Origin of the sequence: Tenggerimyces flavus, from assembly GCF_016907715.1 — a bacterium.
Classification (GTDB): Bacteria; Actinomycetota; Actinomycetes; order Propionibacteriales; family Actinopolymorphaceae; genus Tenggerimyces; species Tenggerimyces flavus.
On the sequence record NZ_JAFBCM010000001.1, the window covers coordinates 8,413,570 to 8,431,572 of the forward strand.

Sequence of the window (18,003 nt, forward strand, 5' to 3'; positions counted from 1 at the left end):
CGCGAGGAACGGGTTCGAGGCAAGATTCCCTGGCCGACAGGTGCAACCGTTGTGCCCGATCGGGTGTCTCTTCCTGGCAGTGCAGTACCCATCGACCTCGGGGGTTTCGTACTCGTGTTCTGTTCTCGCCGCTCCGTTCTGCTTGGTTCGGCCGCTCTCGCGGCCACATCCGTTCCGATCCTCGGCTCCGGTGTCGCGTACGCCGGCTCGGGCAGCCCGGGCGCACCCGGCATAGGCGACGAGGTGTTCCCGAACCTCGGCAACGGCGGCTACCTGGTCGACCTCTACCTGCTGGATCTCGACTACCGCGAGACGACGAAGCTCGTCGACGGATGCGTCACCGCCAAGTCGAGGGCACAGCAGGACCTGTCGTCGTTCTACGTCGACTCGGTCGGCCTGGTGATCCACTCCGTCGAGGTCGACGGGCGGAGCGCGACGTTCTCCCAGCAGGGCGAGGAACTCCTCGTCACCCCGGTCCGCAAGCTGCGGAAGGGCGAGCGGTTCAGCACCAAGATCCGCTTCACCGCCGACCCGCGGCTCAAGGTCCCCGGCGTCATCTCGGGCTGGTGCCCCACCGACGACGGGTTCGCGATCGCGCCGCAGCCGGCCGGTGCGCACACGATCTTCCCCTGCAACGACCACCCGTCGGACAAGGCCGGCTTCGTCGTGACCCTCACCGTGCCGCAGGACCTGACCGCGGTCGCGAGTGGCGTGCCCATCGGCCTGAAGACCCGGAACGGACGGACGACGCACACGTTCTGGTCCGAGCACCCGATCGCGACGGAGATCCTGCAGGCCGTCGTCGGCAACTACACGATCGTCGAGCGCGGCACCGTACGCGGAACGCGGCTGCGCGACGTCGTTCCCAGCCACAAGGTCGAGCTGCTCGAGCCGGCGCTCGCGCTGACGCCAGGGCTGCTGGACTGGATCGAGCCGCAGCTCGGCCACTTCCCGCTCGAGGCGTACGGCCTGCTGCCGTTGAACAACGAGGACCCGGCGGCGTTCGACTTCACCGGTCTGGAGACGCAGACCCTCACGCTGTACAAGCCGAAGTACCTCGAGGGCATCGAGTCCGCGATCGCGGCGCACATGATGCACGAGATCACGCACAGCTGGTTCGGCAACAGCGTGTCGCCGAAGAGCTGGAACGACCTGTGGCTGAACGAGGGGCACGCGGAGTACTACGCGCTCACCTACAAGTACGAGCGCGGCTGGCCGGACCAGTTCGGCCTGACGACGTTCGAGGCGCGGATGAAGCGGACGTACGGACTCAGCGACCAGTGGCGCCGCGACCACGGACCGGTCGCCAAGCCGCCCGTCGCCTCGCTGTGGCACGCGCAGCGCTACCAGGGCGGGACGCTCGTGCTGTACGCGCTGCACGAGAAGCTCGGTGCCGAGCTGTTCAACAAGATCGAGCGGGCCTATCTGAAGCGGTACCGCGACAAGAGCATCTCCACCGACGACTTCATCGCGCTCGCGGCCGACGTCTCGGGTGACCCGTCGGTGACCCCGTTCCTCGCCGACTGGGCGTACGGAACGAAGACGCCGCCGATGCCGAACCACCCCGACTGGACCACGCTCCCGGCTCCCGCCTCCGCGCGCCAGACCCCGCGCCCGTACTCCGGCCGCGACGACAGCGCCGTCTCCTAGCGCTCTTTCTCATGAAGGGCACCTTCATTCCATAGGTTCGAATGAAGGTGCCCTTCATTCAAAGCTGCGGCGGGTCGAGACGGTGGCCGTTGGCGAAGACCGTCGAAACGCGCGTGAGGGCGGCGATGTCGGCAAACGGATCCCCGTCCACGATCAGCACGTCGGCGTCGAACCCGGCCCGCAGCCGGCCCTTGTACGCGCCCAGCCCGCAGGCCTCGGCCGCCACGGACGTCGCGGACGCCAGCGCCGCCTCGGTCGGGATGCCGCCGGCGACGTAGTCCCCGATGGCGTGCGCGACCAAACCGTGCGGCTTGCCCGGGCTGATCCCCGTGTCCGATCCCGCGATCAGCCGCACGCCGGCCTCGTGCATCCGCGCCATCAACCGCTGCCGCAACTCCCAGGTGATGCCGTTGCGTTCCAGCAGCTCGCGGACCGGCATTGGCGGCTCGGTGCCGTCGGCCTTGCCCAACGTCGGGCAGACGGCGATCCGCTGCTCGGCAAGGCGTTCCAGCAGCCTGTTGGGTACGTCGATGCCGGTCTCCACCAGGCAGGTGCAGTGCTCGATGCCGTCGACGCGCGCCGCGACCGCCTGCTCCACGGACGGCAACCCGTGCGCGTGCGCGGTCACCTGCAACCCGGCGGCATGAGCCTCATCGACGACGAGCCGGAGCTCGTCCAGGGTGAACTGACAGGCCAGGATGTCGGTGCCCGGCGTCATCGCGCCACCGCTCGCCATCACCTTCACGAGGTCGACGCCACGCTGGGCACGTTCGCGGATCGCGGCCCTGATCTCGTCGGGTCCGGAGACCTCGCCGCCCATGTTCCAGCAGTGCCCTCTGCGCGTGGTGACGGGAGGGCCGGCGGCGAGAATCGTGGGCTCTGCTTGGCCGTTCGCCCGGTCGCGCCGATCGAGAACGGCGTACCGGCGGTCCCCGAGATCGCGCACGGTCGTCACGCCGCACGCGAGCTGCTGCGCGAGCGAGGTCGTGATCACGTCCTCGAGATGCTCGTCGGTGAAGTCGGGCAGCCGCTCCAGCGCGCTGAGCCCGCCGTCGCCGCAGAGGTGGACGTGGGTGTCGAACAGCCCCGGCAGGACTGTTCCATTCAGGGCGTCGACGACCACGTAGCCGTCCGGCACCGCGAAGCCAGGCGCCTCGACGCCGACGATGCGCGCGCCCTCGACGAACACCGTCGCCCCGTCCGTGTGCAGGCGCTCGCCGTCGAACGCGCGGCCGGCTCTGATCGCGTACATGGGATCAGCCCGGCGTCGGGCCGTGCAGATAACGCTGCAGGGTGGGCGCGATCCAGGCGATGACCTCGTCGGTCGGGGTCGACGCGAGCGGCTCGAGCCGGATCACGTACCTGGCCATCGCCAGCCCGATCAGCTGGGAGCCTGCGAGGTTGGCCCGGAGCCGGCCGTCCTCCTCGTGGATCCGGTCCGCCACCGCGTCGAACAGCAGCCGGGTCAGCGCGGTGCGCATCAGCTCCGCCGCGGCCTCGTTCGTCAACGCCGAGCCGAGCAGCCCGCGGAACCGCTGCTGGATCTCGCTGCGTTCCCACAGGCCGAGGAACGTACGCACGACGATCGTCCCGACCTCGTCGTACGGCGAGTCCACCATCAGCTTCACGAAGTCGCGCGGGTCGAACGGGACGTCCATCACCGCGAGGAACAGGTCGTCCTTCGACCCGAAGTAGTGGTGGATCAGTGCCGGGTCGACCCCGGCCGCGCGGGCGACGCCGCGGATGCTCGTTCCCTCGAAACCACGGGCGGCGAACTCCGCACGGGCGACCTCGATGATCTCCCCGCGAGTGTCCGGCGCGCCCGGCCGCCGGCCGGGACCCCGCGACTTCGTCGCTCGGCTCACCCGACCGGACCCGTTCCCAGGCTGCGCAACCCGCTGACCACCTCGATGGTGCCGTCGGTGCTCACCGCGTACGAGGGCTCGACCGGCGCCGCGAAGTGCAGCCGCGCGAACGCGAGGGCCTCGGCGAGGTCGGTCTCGCGCTCGGACCGCGTCGTCGACCGTCGGGTGTTGACCTCGAGCACGATCGAGCCGGTGTAGCCGCGCCGCGCCAGCAGCTCGAGCACGTCGGCGCAACGCTGGTTGCCGCGGCCGGGCACCAGGTGCTCGTCCTTCAACGACCCCGAGCCGTCCGCGAGGTGCAGGTGAGTGAGGCGCGGGCCGAGGTCGACGGCCATCTCGTACGCGTCGACACCGGCGGTCGCGGTGTGCGAGAGGTCCAGCGTGACCTGCGCGTAGTCGAAGTCGCGCGGGTCCCAGCCGGGGAGGTACGCCTGCAGCTCCCGGACCCCGGCGCGCCAGGGGAACATGTTCTCGACCGCGATGCCGATGCCGCTGTCCTGCTCGCGCTGGGCGACGCCGGTGGCGAAGTCGCGCGCGTACGTCTGCTGCCAACGGAACGGCGGGTGCACGACCACGACGTCGGCGCCGAACGCCTTCGCGGCCTCGACGCTCTTGTCGACCTTGCCCCACGCGTCGCCCCAGACGTACTGCGTGATCAACAGCGTCGGCGCGTGCACGGAGTAGACCGGCATCTGGTGGTACTCCGACAGCCGCCGGACCGCGTCGATGTCCTGGCTGAGCGGATCGGTCGTGACCATCAGCTCGACGCCGTCGTACCCCAGCCGGGCCGCCAGCTCGAACGCCGTGGCCGTCGACTCGGGGTAGACCGCGGAGGAAGACAGTGTGATCCGGGCATCCGGAACACGCACGACGGCATCCTTACCCCGCCGGTGAGTCTCGACCTCGTCAGCGTGCACGAGAGTCAGCGTACGGTGGGGCCCGGATTACCGCCCGGTCAGGAGGCGCGTGGCGTCCCGCTCTGGCCTTGGCCGTCTAGGCGTGGGCGACGACCACTCCGGCGAGGTGCGGGACCTGTTCGCCGGACGCGAGCCGGACCGCGCCGGACATCGAATCCCCGCGCGGCTCGCGCAGCAGGGCACCCGGGCACATGCCGGTCAGCGCGGTCGAGAACGCGTCGAAGATCACCGGCGAGGTGAGCACGCTGCCCGCCCACGACACCGCGACCGTCCCGATCCCCGCGTCGGGGAAGCCACGCCCGATCGCCGCGGAGACCGTGATCGCGAGATCCCGGCCGGCGTCGTGGCAGATCTGCGCGGCCACCGTGTCGTTCACGGCCGCGGCCGAGACCGCGGTGGCGAACCCGGCGACGGTGGCGACCAGCCGAGGCGAACGGTACGCCGCCCGCAGCGTCAGCCCGAGCGGGGCGCCGAAGTGCTCCTCGGCCGCCGCCGTCAGCTCGGTCGCCGGCCCGCGCCCGTCCATCGCGGCGAACCCCGCGCGTACGCCGGCCCGACCGATCGCGAACCCGCTGCCCGCGTCGCCGAACAGGTAGCCGATGCCGTCGACGTTGAAGAGCTCGCCGTCGGGCGAGACCGCGAGGCAGTTCGTCCCCGTTCCGACCGTGATCACCACGCCAGGCGCGCCTTCGAGCGCGCCGAGATGAGTGGTGACGTCGTCGCTGGTGAGCAGCACCGTACGGGCGCCGAGGCGCTTCGCGACCGCCGGCGCGAGGATCGGCCGGCCCGCGGGATCGGCGGAGCCACCGGCCAGCCCGAACGCCGCGACCTCGATCGGCGCCGGGCTGCCGAGCTGCTGCCACGCGGCGTCGATCCGGTCGCACTGGACCTGGACAGGATCGACCTCCGACGACCACTGGAAGCCGGTGACCTCGACCTGCTCGGCCACGCGCGGGCCGTCAGCGGTGTCCTCGAGCCGCCCCATGAGGAGCTTCGTCGCCCCGCCGTCGACCACCAGCCGCACACTCATCGCGTACGTCTCCTCCCGTGCTCGTCCCCGTTGACTGTTGCTGGGTGGATCAGTTCTGCTCCGGCTCCATCGTGTCGAGGTGCCGCAGGATGAGGCCCTCGCGCAACGCCCACGGGCACTGCTCGAGCACGTCGACCTCGAAGATGTCCATCGCCGCGTCCGCGACGATCGCGCCGGCGAGCAGCTGCGGTGCCCGCGCCCCGGAGACTCCGGGCAGGTCGGCTCGGTCGTCGGCGGACATAGAGGCGAGCCGCGGGAGCTGGTCCTCGAGGTCGTCGCGGGCGAGCGTGCGGCGTACGTACGTGCCCTCCGAGCTCGGCGCGGCCCCGCAGATCCTGGCCAGGGAGCGGAAGGTCTTCGACGTTCCCACGACCTTGTCGGGCTGTTCGTGCCTGAGCACCTGGCCCGCGTTCCGCGCGATCTCCGCGCGGACGTGGCGGCGGAGCTTGCGGACCTCGTCCTTGTGCGGCGGGTCGCTGCTGAACCAGTCCCTGGTCAGCCTGCCCGCGCCGAGCGGCAGCGAGACGGCGACGTCGGGGTCCTCGTCGGACCCGGTGGCGATCTCCAGCGAGCCGCCGCCGATGTCGAGGACGAGCAGCCGGCGGCTGGACCAGCCGTACCACCGCCGTACGGCCAGGAACGTCAGCCGTGCCTCCTGGTCGCCGGTCAGGACGGAGAGCTCGATGCCGGTGGCGTCGTTCACGCGTTCGAGGACGGCCGGGCCGTTGCTGGCCTCGCGGATCGCGGAGGTCGCGAAGGCGAGCACGGACTCACAGCCCTTGTCCTCGCCGATCTCGAGTGCCTCGGCGACCGCTCGCTCGAGGTTCTTGGCGCCGTCGGAGGAGATCTCCCCGCCCTTGCCGAGATGCTCCGCGAGGCGCAGCTCGGTCTTGTGGGAGTACGCCGGGAGCGGCCTCGCACCTGGTCGTGCGTCGACCACGAGGAGGTGGACCGTGTTGGAACCCACGTCCAGAACACCGAGCCGCATGGTGGGAACGCTACCGTTTCGCTACGCCAGGTACGCATGGGAGCGGTCAAGCCGCATTATCCACAGGTCCGACATCGGCGCCTGATCACGCCTGCCGCCACCTTGGTACGGTTTCCTCCTCCGAGGGGCCTCAGTCCCTGACTGCAAGGGGGATCTACCTATGCTCCGTCGTCGTGGTGGCACTGTGCTGCCTCGCGTTTTCCTCGTGGCGGCCGCCCTGGTCGGCGCCACTTTCGTCGCACCGACTTCGGCGGTGCTGGCGGACGATGAGGCCAAGTCCTCGTCCGCCGCGGACAAGCCCGTCGTCGAACCGCTCTCCGAGCTCACCGAGAAGTTCGAGGTCGAGAAGTACAACGCGGTCGACACCACTCTCCAGATCGCCAAGCCCGCCGAGTTCACCAAGCTGCGCGCGAAGGCGGAGAAGTCCGGCAAGGTCCAGGTCATCGCTGGGCTCCGGATGTCCCACACGGCCGAGGGCGCCCTGTCGGCGACCGCGGCCGACTCGCAGCGGGCGATGATCGGCCTGCGCACCTCGCAGATCCGCGCGGCGGTCGCCGGTGACGGCGCCCGCGTGGTGACCACGTTCGAGTACTCCCCGTACGTCGCGCTCGAGCTCAGCTCCGCGGCTCTGGACCGCCTGCAGGAGTCGGGGCTGGCGTCCTCGGTGCAGGAGAACGAGCTCGACAAGCTGAACCTGAACGAGTCGACGGTGCGCGTCGAGGCGACCGAGAGCTGGAAGATGGGCCGCGCGGGCGCGGGCCAGAACGTCGCGATCCTCGACACGGGCATTCAGAAGAACCACCCGTTCCTGCGCTTCGCGAACGGCAAGAGCAAGGTGATCGCCGAGGGCTGCTACTCCCTCGTTCGCGCCTGCCCCGGCGGCACGTCGCTCACCACCAAGCCCGGCGTCGGTGCTCCTTGCAGCGGCACCACGCAGTGCCACCACGGCACGCACGTCGGTGGCATCGCCGCCGGCCGCGGCAAGGACATGAGCGGTGTTGCGCGCGACGCCGGCCTGATCTCGCTCCGGGTCTTCTCGGTGTTCTACGACAACTCGACCTGTGGCGGCAACGCGCCCTGCGCGCTGTCGTACACGTCGGACCAGATCAAGGCGCTCGAGCGGGTCTACGGCCTGAGCAAGACGAAGAAGATCGCGTCGGCGAACATGAGCCTCGGCTCGTTCAACACGTACTCGCGTCCGTGTGACACCGACCCGCGCAAGCGGATCATCGACACGCTGAAGTCGAAGCGCATCGCGACCGTGATCTCGTCCGGCAACTCCTCGTCCAACACGGGCGTCGGCGCTCCGGGCTGCATCTCCTCGGCGGTCACGGTCGGCGCGACCAACGGCGGCTCGGTGGCCTCGTTCTCCAACTCGAACTCCTACGTCGACCTGCTCGCTCCGGGCGTGGGGATCCTGTCCTCGATCCCGGGCAGCAAGTACGCCAGCTTCGACGGCACCTCGATGGCCGCCCCGCACGTCGCGGGCGCGTTCGCGATCCTCAAGGGCATCCGTCCGGGCTCCGCGGTCTCGACCATCGAGGGCGTGCTGAAGGCGACCGGCGCGGGCGTGAAGGACAACGACAACGGCGTGCTGAAGCGCCGCATCCGGGTGCTGTCCGCGGGTGTGCGTCTGGCTGACACGGGCCTGCGCGTCGCCGCGAACTACACGGCGCCGCAGCTCGACATGACCTCCGACGGCGTCGGCCTGGCCCGGCGCGACGGCGGTGCGTCGTCGACCTCGTTCAAGATCAGCGGCATCCCCGGTGGGGCGAAGGTCTACCTCGCCAAGCTGGTGTGGACGACGATCGGTGGTCCGGACTCCACGGTGACGTTCAACGGCAAGGTGACGAAGGGCGCGCTGGTCGGTGCTTCGAAGCCGACCTGCACGAACCTCAACACCGGTCAGCCGAACCGTACGTACCTCGCTTCGGTGAAGGTCACCAAGAACGGCAACTACCCGATCAGCGGCGTCGGCGCCGGCAAGACCGACGGCCAGGGCGCCTCGCTGATCGTGCTGTTCCGCAAGCCGACCGGCCTCAAGGGCCGCGTGACCCTGCGCGTCGGCGCCTCGAGCGCGCTGGCGAACAACGGCACCGCGTCCGCCCAGCTGTACACGTACGGCAACGGCCGCCACTTCCGCGCGCCCGGCCTGCACTTCGGTGTGGGTGACGCGACGTCGTGGAAGCAGGAGAACCCGATGAAGTTCAACCGCGGCAACGTCACGCCGGGGAACTACTTCACCACCTCCGCCGGCCGCGACTGGGACGACCGCCGCCGCAACATCTCCAAGGGCCTCGTGCCCGCGGGGAAGGGCAACCGTCCGCTGACCCTGCAGACGAAGAACGACTGCATGGTCCTGAGCTACGCCGCGATCAGCTGGTTCACCTCCGGCTGATGCCCTTACGGTAGGGCTGTAGGAACGTGAAAGGGCCCGCGTCAACCACTGGTTGACGCGGGCCCTTTCGCATCTCCGCATCCCGTGTCGCGAAGGGGTGTTCCCGCCCGCTCCTCTTCATGGGCAGAGTGGGTGCCCTGTACGACCGTGATCATGATGGTGATCGTGAAGCCGGACTGGTCGTATGCGACTGGTTCGCTTTCATGATCACGGACCGGTGGCGCGCCGAGGGTTGGGTGAGGGGCACCCTGGTCCCATAGGTTCGGACCAGGGTGCCCCCGACCCAGCCGAACCCTCGCCACACCAGCACTACCCGGCCACCTCGACAGCGGCCATCGCGCGCTATTGAATGAAGGGCACCTTCATTCAATAGGTTGAGATGAAGGTGCCCTTCATTCGAAGAATCTCGGCGTGGCGCCATCTTGTCCGACGGATGCGGCTCGGGTTCTTGGCGAAGCTCTTCTGGTTCTGGTGCGGTCCTCGATGAGATCTCTGCGGGGGTTTGGTGCTCTCGGGGTCTGTGGCGGCGGTCGATTTTGGTGGCCGGTCCGGGGCGCGTCAAGGGGGTCGCGGCGGCTTCGCAGACGGGCGACGTCGCTTCGCGACCGCGGAGCGGCCCTTGACTCGCCCCGGCCCGGCCACCTGTTTTTCACGCGCCGCCCCCTCCCCCCGGAACAGGTGTCCCGGGGGAGGTTTCTTGCTGTTGGGGTTTGCTGCCGTGCTTGCGTCGCTTGTTGGCCCTCGGTCTCTTGTGGCTCAGATGACGCCGGGCCTTCCGTCCCCGCTGTTTTGAATGAAGGGCACCTTCATTCAATAGGTTCGAATGAAGGTGCCCTTCATTCAAACGAGAGCGATTACCTCCTCCTGAAGTTGCGGGGTGGGCAATATTGCGCAGTGCGCACATTTCTGTCAGCCTGGGTCGCATGACCACCGCCACGCTCACTCCCCCGCACTACATCGCGACCAGAGTCGCCGTGTGGTGCGGCATCGTCGCCGGGCCGCTGTTCGTCGCCGCCTTCCTCGTGCAGGGATTCCTCAAGCCCGACTACAACCCCCTCCGCCATCCCGTCAGCTCACTCGCCCTTGGCCCGCACGGATGGATCCAAACGGCCAACTTCCTCCTCACCGGCGTACTCGTCCTCGCCTTCGCCGCCATCGCGCGAAGCAAGACCGACAAACCGACGGCCGTACTCATCGGGCTCTGGGGACTCGGCCTCATCGCCGCCGGCATCTTCGTCACCGACCCCGTCAGCGGGTTCCCGAAAGGCACTCCCGCCATCGGAGAGCCCACTCTCGAAGGCAGCCTGCACGACGGGTTCTCGGTGATCGGCTTCCTCTGCCTGATCGCGGCCATGTTCGTCAACGCACGACGCCATCGCGCACGAGCCACCGCGACCACCATCGCGGGAATCGCGACGGCAGCGTTCTTCGTCGCATTCGCCGCCGCCATGAGCCAAACCCCGGGCCTCGTCGAGTACGGCGGCGCGCTCCAACGCGTGTGCGTCATCATCGGCTTCGGCTGGATCACCACCCTCGCCATCGACACCAACAAGCAAGCACGCTGAACCCCACCAACACGTGAAACCCCTGCGTGTACTGTGTCAACGTGCCAGAAGTCGCACTCGAGTTTCCCCGCGCCTGGGTTGAGTTCCAAGATCCCGACGACGCCGCCCAGCAGTACCGGTGTGACCTCACCTGGCTCACCTCCAGCTGGTCCTGCATCTTCGGTTCCGGCTGCAAGGGCATCTACGCCACCGAACCCGACGCCGGCTGCTGCGTCCTCGGTGCGCACTTCGCCGACAAGGCGGACGAGAAGCGCGTACGCCAGTTCGTCAAACGCCTCAGCAAGGACGAGTGGCAGTACAAGGACGAGGGCCGCAAGGACTGGGCCGAGGTCGACGAGGACGGCGACCGCAAGACCCGTGTCGTCGACGGAGCCTGCATCTTCCACAACCGCCCGGGCTTCGCGGGCGGCACCGGCTGCGCGCTCCACAAGCACGCGCTGAACAACGGCCTGCACCCGCTCGAGACCAAGCCCGACGTGTGCTGGCAGCTCCCGATCCGCCGCCTCTTCCGCGAGGTCGAGCTGGCCGACGGCACCGAGTACACCGAGGTCACGATCACCGAGTACGACCGCCGTGGTTGGGGACCTGGCGGGCACGACTTCAACTGGTACTGCACCGGCAACACCGAGGCCCACGTCGGCGCTGAGCCGGTCTACCTGTCCAACCAGGCCGAGCTCGTCGAGCTGATGGGGCGGAACGCGTACGACCAGCTCGCCGAGTACTGCGAGCAGCACCTCGCCGCCAACCCGCGCGTCGCGCCGCACCCGGCGAGTACAGGCCCGGTCCCGATCGAACTCTCCGTACGCATCTCCGACAAGGCGATCGCCAAGCACTCGTAGAGATGTCAGGCATCGCGGACGGAGCTCGCCCGAGCCCCAACATCTGGAACCACCCCGACGTCTACGAGCTCGAGAACCGCGCCGTCGACCCCGACGGCGTCCTCGAAGCAGCCATGTGGGCACGCAGAACGTGGGACCAGGCGACCGTCCTCGACATCGGCTGCGGCACCGGCTTTCACCTGCCCCGCTTCGCCGAACGGGCCACCAAGGTCATCGGCGTCGAGCCCCACCCAGACCTCGCCCAACGCGCACGCCAGCGGACCGCGTTCCTCACCAACATCGAGGTACGCGACGGCGCCGCGCAGACCCTCCCCGTCGAGCCGCTCTCTGTCGACGTCGTGCACGCCCGCTGGGCCTACTTCTTCGGGCCTGGCAGCGAGCCCGGCCTGCGCGAGATCGCCCGAGTCGTACGCCACGGCGGCGCCGCGTTCGTCATCGACAACGACGCGACGCGCAGTACGTTCGGCCGCTGGTTCCAGCGCGCGTTCCCGAAGTACAAGCCGAACGACGTGGAACGGTTCTGGGCCAGCCACGGCTGGAACCGCGAACCCCTCACCATGCACTGGCGCTTCGACCGCCGCGAGGACTTCGAGGCCGTGGTGAACATCGAGTTCCGCCCCAAGATCGCCAAGCAGGTGATCAAGGAGCACGCCGGCACCGAGGTCGACTACGCGGTCAACCTCTGGTGGCGCAGGTTCTGAACCGGATGCCGCAGCGGCGAGCAACGCGGCGCCGAGGAACCCGAGCATCTCCACAACGCCCAATCCCAACACAGGAACGATAAACGCCGTGATCGCCACCGCCGCCAGCCCGGCAACCGTCGCGCCCGGGATGGCGGAGCGAACGATGATCCGCGTTCTCGGTCCGGGTCGCGCGGACGTATCGCTTCGGCGAGGCGGGTGGCGGGCGCGGGAAGGTCGTTCTGACTGTCGACCAAGGCGTTGTCCACAGGCTTCGGCGCGGGACAGCGCGACTGTCGGTGCTTCGCCGTACTGTCTGGCTGGTGGCGAAGACCAGCACGACCCGAGCGATCCGACCCGCTTACCGCTGTGCCGAGTGCGGCTGGCAGACCGGCAAGTGGGTGGGGCGATGTGGTGAGTGCCAGGCTTGGGGAACGGTCGAGGAGCTCGGCGCGCCGAAGCGTGCGGTGACGGTCGCCGGGCCTGTTGCGTCGCCTGCGTTGCCGATCGACCAGGTCGACATCGAGGCGGCGCGCGCGGAGAAGACGAACATCTCCGAGCTCGACCGGGTCCTCGGCGGCGGACTCGTCCGCGGTGGTGTCGTGCTGGTCGCCGGCGAGCCGGGTGTGGGCAAGTCCACGCTGCTGTTGGAGGTCGCGGCGGAGCGAGCACGTTCTGGTGGCCGTTCGCTCTACCTGTCCGGCGAGGAGTCGGCGGCACAGGTGCGGCTGCGGGCGGAACGAGTGAACGCGATGGAGAGCTCGCTGTTCCTCGCGGCGGAGACTGATCTGTCCGCGATCCTCGGGCACATCGACTCGGTGGAGCCCGACCTGATCGTGCTGGACTCCGTGCAGACGGTGTCGTCGGGGCTGGTGGATGGGGCGCCTGGTGGAGTGACCCAGGTGCGCGAGGTGGCCGGGGCGATGATCCGGGTCGCGAAGGAGCGCGGGATCTCGACGTTGGTGGTCGGGCACGTGACGAAGGACGGCTCGATCGCGGGGCCGCGCGTCTTGGAGCACTTGGTGGACGTCGTGCTGTCGTTCGAGGGCGACCGGCACTCGCGGCTGCGGATGGTGCGGGCGGTGAAGAACAGGTACGGGCCGACCGACGAGGTGGGCTGTTTCGACTTCGCCGACGGTGGGCTGACGTCGTTGCCGGATCCGAGCGGGCTGTTCCTGACCAAGCGGCCGGAGCCGGTGTCGGGGAGCTGTGTCACCGTCACGGTCGAGGGCAAGCGCCCCTTGCTTACCGAGGTCCAGGCGCTGGTCGCCAAGTCCAGCCTGCCGTCCCCGCGGCGCGCGAACTCGGGGCTCGACACCAGCCGGATCGCAATGGTGCTGGCCGTGTTGGAACGCCGCGGCGGCATCGTGTTCGGGGACAAGGACGTGTACGTGGCGACCGTGGGAGGCGTGAAGCTGCGCGAGCCCGCGTCCGACCTCGCAGTGGCCTTGGCGATCGCGAGCGCGGCGACCGACGAACCGCTACCCAGCCACCTCGTCGCGGTGGGCGAGGTCGGCCTCGCCGGCGACCTGCGCCGCGTGACCGGGGTGCAGCGCCGGCTGAGCGAGTCCCTCCGGCTGGGCTTCACCCACGCCATCGTGCCGCGGGAGAGCGGGCCCATCCCCGACGGCATGAACGTGTTGGAGGTCGGCAACCTCGCCGAAGCCATGCACGCCGCCGCCTCCCTAGCCCGCCGCTAGCGGCCGCCCACACCGTTTCGCCGCTTGGCCGGACTCTGGCTCGCCAGCCGCGAGATCATGACGTCGATCTTCGGCCCGTCCGGCTCGCGGTAGTCCAGCGGTACGGGCAGGGTCGCGCACTGTAGCGGCTACCCTTGCGCCGGCACGTCCGCCGGACACGCACCCCAGGTCAGCCGATCCGTCGATCTGGCGGCACTCGCCGGGACGGCGAGTGCCGCCAGCGAACGTTTCCCCTACCGTCTCCGTCCTAGGAGCACGGGAGGGTTGGATGCGCCTGCTGAAACGCAGTACCGAGGATCCGCTCAGCGCGGCTGAGGCGGATCGGGTTCGCGCCATCTTGTACCTCGGCGGGGTCCCCGCGGGTGACCTCGACGACGGTGTCCAAGAGGTGCGCCTCAAGCTGCTCGAGCGCCAAGCGCGCGACGCCGAGCAGCTGCGGTCGGCCCATGCCTGGATCGGTGTCGTCGCCAGCAACATCGCCGCCGACTGGCACCGCCGGACGGCGAAGGACCGGCGCATCACGAACAGGCTCGCGGAGTACGTTCCCGCAGCCGCCCACCATCCCCAGGAAGACGCCACGCTCGCGGCCGCGGTCGCCCGCGGGCTGGCGGAACTGCCGCCCGACCAGCGCCAGGTCCTGATCCTGCGCTTCTACGAGGACCTGCCGCTCAAGGACATCGCGACCGCGCTCGACCTGCCGATCGGCACCGTCAAGAGCCGCCTGCACTGGGCGGTCAAGGCGGTACGCGAACGGCTGCGCGCCACGGAGGTGATCTGAACCATGACCGACCGCGACCCGCTCGCGTACCTCCTCGACGACGATCCGATCCCGGACGACGTACGAGCCGACCCACGCTTCGCCGAAGCTGAAGCCGACGTCGAGGCGATCAAGCGCGGCCTCCACCTCGTCGCTGCCGCGACGCCCAAGCCGCCGAAGGCTCAACGCGGCAGGTGGAACGGGAACGTCATCCTCGCCGTTGCCGCCTGCACCCTCGCCGCCGTCACGTTCGGCGGACTCGTCGCCGCACCCTCGTTCCTCGGTGGAACAGACCAGAACACCGCGGGGAGTGAAGGCGGACAATCCGCTGGCTCGGGTGGTGAGCCACCCCGGGCAGCGCCAAACCCCTCCGACAGGCGACCCCTCGGCGGCGGCATGGACCTTACCGAGGAAGGCCTCGTCTCCTGCGCGACCCTCATCGTCGACGGCGTCATCACCGACGTCCAGCCGGGCCCGACGAGCGACACCAACAAGCTCACTGTGAACATCACCCGCGTCTACAAGCCCGCGTCGGCCGACAGCCAGCTCACCGCGACCGTGTACAAGCACGAGGGCCAACGCATCGGCGCGACCGCGTTCGTCATCGTGTCGAGGTTCGCGAACGAGCCGGTCGCGGTCTTCGTCGGCTTCGACCGGGACTCCGCCCTCCAACGGTTCGACAAGGCCCTGGCCCAGAAGCAGCTCCCGCCCTGCCCGGGCCCCGGCTGAGCCGGGACTCAGCCGGACCGGAACACCGACGAGCCAGGACCGCAGACCTGGACGGCGTGCGTGCCGTCGGACTGCGGTACGTGCACGTGCCCGACCACTCCGACGGGCAGGTCGACCGCGACCTCATACCCGCTACCGACGCGGTGCCAAGACGTCGCGACCCGGCCCCGCACCGTCTCGACCGAAGCCCGGGCGCGACCGAGCGTTGCGGGCGGAACGGGCCGGACCCGCACCTCCGACCAGCCCGGCGCGGCCGGCGCCAGCCCGGCGAGATCCTCGATGAACCACTGGTCCACCGTCCCGTAGAAGTGGTGGTTCAGCGACCGCGACTCGGCCTGCCACATCTCGTACAGCGCCGTCGAGCCGAGCGAGAGCCAGTAGCCGTACCCCGGGTACGTCCGCTGCATCGCGACCTTGAACGCGAGGTCCACCTGCCCTGCCCGGGTCAGCACGGGGAACAGGAACTTCGTCCCGATCACACCGGTATCGAGGTGGTCGTCCCGCGCGTGGATGTCCGCGACGAGGTTGTCGAGCACTCGCTGCCGCTCGCCCTCGGGCACGAGCTCGAACGCCAGCGCGACCACGTTCGGTGACTGCCGGTACGGAAGCTCGACCTCGCCACGGAAGGTCCCCGACGCGCCGTCGAAGAACTCGCGCTGGAAGCCCGCACGCACCGTCGCCGCGATCTCGCCGTACGCCGGCAGGTCCTCCGGCCGCCCCAACACCTCCGCGATCTGCCTCAACAGGTCGACGATCCGGTACGTGTACGCGGTCTCGTAGACGGTCGGCCCCTCCGGCGGAACACCACCTCCACCGGGCGGCAGGTAGTCGCCGAGCCCGACTGTCGCGACGCCGTCGGTCACGAAGTCGGCGAGCAGGAAGTCGAGGTAGCGCCGCTGGTTGTCGTAGTGCCGCGCGAGGATCCGGGTGTCGCCGTAGTGCTGATACATCACCCACGGGATCTCGAAGTACGCCGCGTCCCAGGCGGGGATCGGGCCGACGATCCCCGACGGCGTGCCGTGGTAGCCCCAACCGCTGGTCGGGACGATCGGCGGCAGCTCGCCGCTCGGCAACTGCGCGTCGACCCAGTCGTCCAACCATTTCGTATAGAAGCGCGGCATGTGGAAGTTCAGCGCCGCGACATTCGCGGTCAGGTGCGCGTCGCCGGTCCAACCGTTCTTTTCAAAGACCGGCGTGTCCGTCGGAATTCCATGCAGGTTGTTGAGAACGGCCCACCGCGTTCCGGCATGCAATCGATTTACGTCATCGTCGTCACACTCGAACTCACCGACCGAAGCGACGTCGCTATGTACCGCGAATGCGCGCAGATCCGAGAGTTCGGGACGGCTCGGATGTCCGGTCACTTGGACATATTGGAATCCCTTGTAGCTGAACTCCGGTTCGTACGTCTCCGGACCTTCGCCGCGCAGCACGTAGACGTCGGTCTGGATGCCGTCCGGAACGAAGTGCTGCTCGAGCGCCACGAGACCTTCGGCGTCGACGCGCTCGGTGTAGCGCACCTCGACCTCGGTGCCGGCAGGCCCGTTCAGCGTCAACCGCGCCCAGCCGGCGACCTGTTGGCCGAGGTCGTACACGAACGTGCCGGGCGTCGGTTCGGTCAGCGCGACCGGCTCCAACTCCTGAACGATGGCGATCGGCTCGAGCTGTTGTGACCTCAGCTGGCCAGCGGGTGGCGTGGCCTGAACCGCGTTGCCCCATTCGGCATCGTCGTATCCGGGCGATGTCCATCCGGGACGCGCGAGGCGTGCGTCGTACCGCTCGCCGGAGTAGAGGGAGTCGTACCTGGTGGGGCCGTCGATCGTTCGCCAGGACGGATCGGTGCCGATGCGTTGGACCGTTCCGTCGGCGTACCAGACGACGAGCAACGCCAACAGCTTCGAGTGATCCCACCACGGGGAACGTTCCCACCACCAGACACTGCCGGCCGGCTCGCCGTACCGTCCGCGGCCGAGTTCGACACCGAGGACGTGGCGGCCGCCGGTGGCGAGGTGCTCGGAGACGTCATACGTGCTGTACAAAACGGTTTCCGCATAGTTCGTCGATGCGGGATCGAGAACGCGAGTGCCGATGCGTTCGCCGTCGAGATAGCCGACGCCGTACCCGAGGCCGCACAGATAGAGTCGCGCCCGGACCACGTCGGTACGGGAAAGCTCGAAATCCCTGCGCAGCAAGGGCGCTGGCGGGATTCCGTCGAACGCCGAACTCGGTGCGGAGATCCAGCTCGCCGCGACCCAGTCCTCGACCTCGAGGAGTCCGGTCTCGAATGTCGACGGTTGCGACCACTCCGACGCGTTGCCCGCCCGGTCCCAGACTCGTACCGCCCAGTAATGGATCGTGCTGGAGTGCAAGGCAGCGCCGGCGAACTCGACCTGTCCGTTGGCGGTCGAGTCGACCCTGCCGGAGTCCCAGATCTCGCCGTCGGCGGTCTCGGTGCCGACGACGACCTGGTACGCGGACTGGGCGAGCGGCTGCGCGTCGGACTGGCCGCCGTCCGCTTCGAGCAGCCAGGAGAACCTCGGGTGAGGCTCGTCGAGGCCGAGCGGCTGGTCCGCGTACTCGACTCGAAGCCTGGTCGGCCGCACGCTGGAAATCGCCACGTTGCCCGCCGTTCCACTGGTCGAAACACCATGAGCAGAAACAAGATCCACTCTGGCCGACCGCCGCGGATAAAGACCAGCGAGAGGTCCGGGCTGGCCGACCACATTCGGCCCCACTGACCACAATCGGTCAAGGCTGGCGCGAACGGAAACCACAACGCCTCGGGTGAAGTCGGAATGGTTTGTCGGTCTCTCGTTTCACGGGCGACCGTCCGCCGGAATCGGAGGCACCGTAGACTCAGCGCAGCGGACTATAACGACCCGGGA

The 18,003-nt window shown here is 69.0% G+C and carries 14 protein-coding genes; 8 read left to right on the forward strand and 6 right to left on the reverse strand.

What is annotated here, in order from left to right:
* Positions 1 to 114 precede the first annotated feature (114 nt).
* Positions 115 to 1,650, forward strand: coding sequence for a M1 family metallopeptidase (locus JOD67_RS39235; RefSeq protein ID WP_205122720.1), 1,536 nt, complete (start codon positions 115 to 117; stop codon positions 1,648 to 1,650).
* A 58-nt stretch (positions 1,651 to 1,708) separates the two neighbouring features.
* Here the strand turns inward: JOD67_RS39235 and JOD67_RS39240 are convergent, their stop codons facing one another.
* The 5 genes from JOD67_RS39240 to JOD67_RS39260 all read right to left on the reverse strand — a co-directional run bounded on the left by JOD67_RS39240 (position 1,709) and on the right by JOD67_RS39260 (position 6,450).
* On the reverse strand, positions 1,709 to 2,902 hold the full coding sequence (locus tag JOD67_RS39240; RefSeq protein ID WP_205122721.1) for an amidohydrolase family protein: 1,194 nt from the start codon (positions 2,900 to 2,902) through the stop codon (positions 1,709 to 1,711).
* Positions 2,903 to 2,906: 4 nt separating this feature from the next.
* A complete protein-coding gene (locus JOD67_RS42315) occupies positions 2,907 to 3,515 on the reverse strand; it encodes a TetR/AcrR family transcriptional regulator (protein ID WP_205122722.1) in 609 nt (202 codons plus the stop codon).
* Positions 3,512 to 4,384, reverse strand: coding sequence for a sugar phosphate isomerase/epimerase family protein (locus tag JOD67_RS39250; protein ID WP_205122723.1), 873 nt, complete (start codon positions 4,382 to 4,384; stop codon positions 3,512 to 3,514). Before JOD67_RS39250 ends, JOD67_RS42315 begins: the two co-directional genes overlap by 4 nt.
* Positions 4,385 to 4,508: 124 nt before the next feature.
* Entirely contained in the window at positions 4,509 to 5,462 is a 954-nt protein-coding gene (locus JOD67_RS39255; RefSeq protein WP_205122724.1) for an N-acetylglucosamine kinase, read from the reverse strand.
* A gap of 49 nt (positions 5,463 to 5,511) precedes the next feature.
* Positions 5,512 to 6,450 carry a Ppx/GppA family phosphatase gene (locus JOD67_RS39260; protein WP_205122725.1) on the reverse strand — a complete coding sequence of 313 codons (939 nt, stop codon included), beginning with the start codon at positions 6,448 to 6,450 and terminating at the stop codon, positions 5,512 to 5,514.
* Positions 6,451 to 6,610: 160 nt separating this feature from the next.
* On the opposite strand from JOD67_RS39260, the gene JOD67_RS39265 reads away from it, so the two are divergent.
* The 7 genes from JOD67_RS39265 (at position 6,611) to JOD67_RS39295 (ending at position 15,118) form a co-directional block, all read left to right on the forward strand.
* The gene (locus JOD67_RS39265; protein ID WP_205122726.1) at positions 6,611 to 8,848 is read left to right on the forward strand and encodes a S8 family peptidase; all 2,238 of its coding nucleotides are present in this window, start codon (positions 6,611 to 6,613) and stop codon (positions 8,846 to 8,848) included.
* A gap of 923 nt (positions 8,849 to 9,771) precedes the next feature.
* Positions 9,772 to 10,413: a DUF998 domain-containing protein gene (locus tag JOD67_RS39270; protein WP_205122727.1), complete on the forward strand. Its 642-nt coding sequence runs from the start codon at positions 9,772 to 9,774 to the stop codon at positions 10,411 to 10,413.
* Between the two features lie 41 nt (positions 10,414 to 10,454).
* Positions 10,455 to 11,252: a DUF3109 family protein gene (locus JOD67_RS39275; RefSeq protein WP_307782713.1), complete on the forward strand. Its 798-nt coding sequence runs from the start codon at positions 10,455 to 10,457 to the stop codon at positions 11,250 to 11,252.
* A gap of 2 nt (positions 11,253 to 11,254) precedes the next feature.
* Positions 11,255 to 11,953, forward strand: a complete 699-nt coding sequence (locus JOD67_RS39280) for a class I SAM-dependent methyltransferase (protein WP_205122728.1) — start codon at positions 11,255 to 11,257, stop codon at positions 11,951 to 11,953.
* A 299-nt stretch (positions 11,954 to 12,252) separates the two neighbouring features.
* Positions 12,253 to 13,632, forward strand: coding sequence for a DNA repair protein RadA (radA, locus tag JOD67_RS39285; protein ID WP_205123358.1), 1,380 nt, complete (start codon positions 12,253 to 12,255; stop codon positions 13,630 to 13,632).
* 268 nt (positions 13,633 to 13,900) lie between these two features.
* Entirely contained in the window at positions 13,901 to 14,410 is a 510-nt protein-coding gene (locus JOD67_RS39290) for an RNA polymerase sigma factor (protein WP_205122729.1), read from the forward strand.
* Positions 14,411 to 14,413: 3 nt separating this feature from the next.
* Entirely contained in the window at positions 14,414 to 15,118 is a 705-nt protein-coding gene (locus JOD67_RS39295) for a hypothetical protein (protein WP_205122730.1), read from the forward strand.
* A gap of 8 nt (positions 15,119 to 15,126) precedes the next feature.
* Here the strand turns inward: JOD67_RS39295 and JOD67_RS39300 are convergent, their stop codons facing one another.
* Positions 15,127 to 17,736, reverse strand: a complete 2,610-nt coding sequence (locus JOD67_RS39300) for an alpha-L-rhamnosidase (RefSeq protein WP_205122731.1) — start codon at positions 17,734 to 17,736, stop codon at positions 15,127 to 15,129.
* Positions 17,737 to 18,003: the final 267 nt, after the last annotated feature.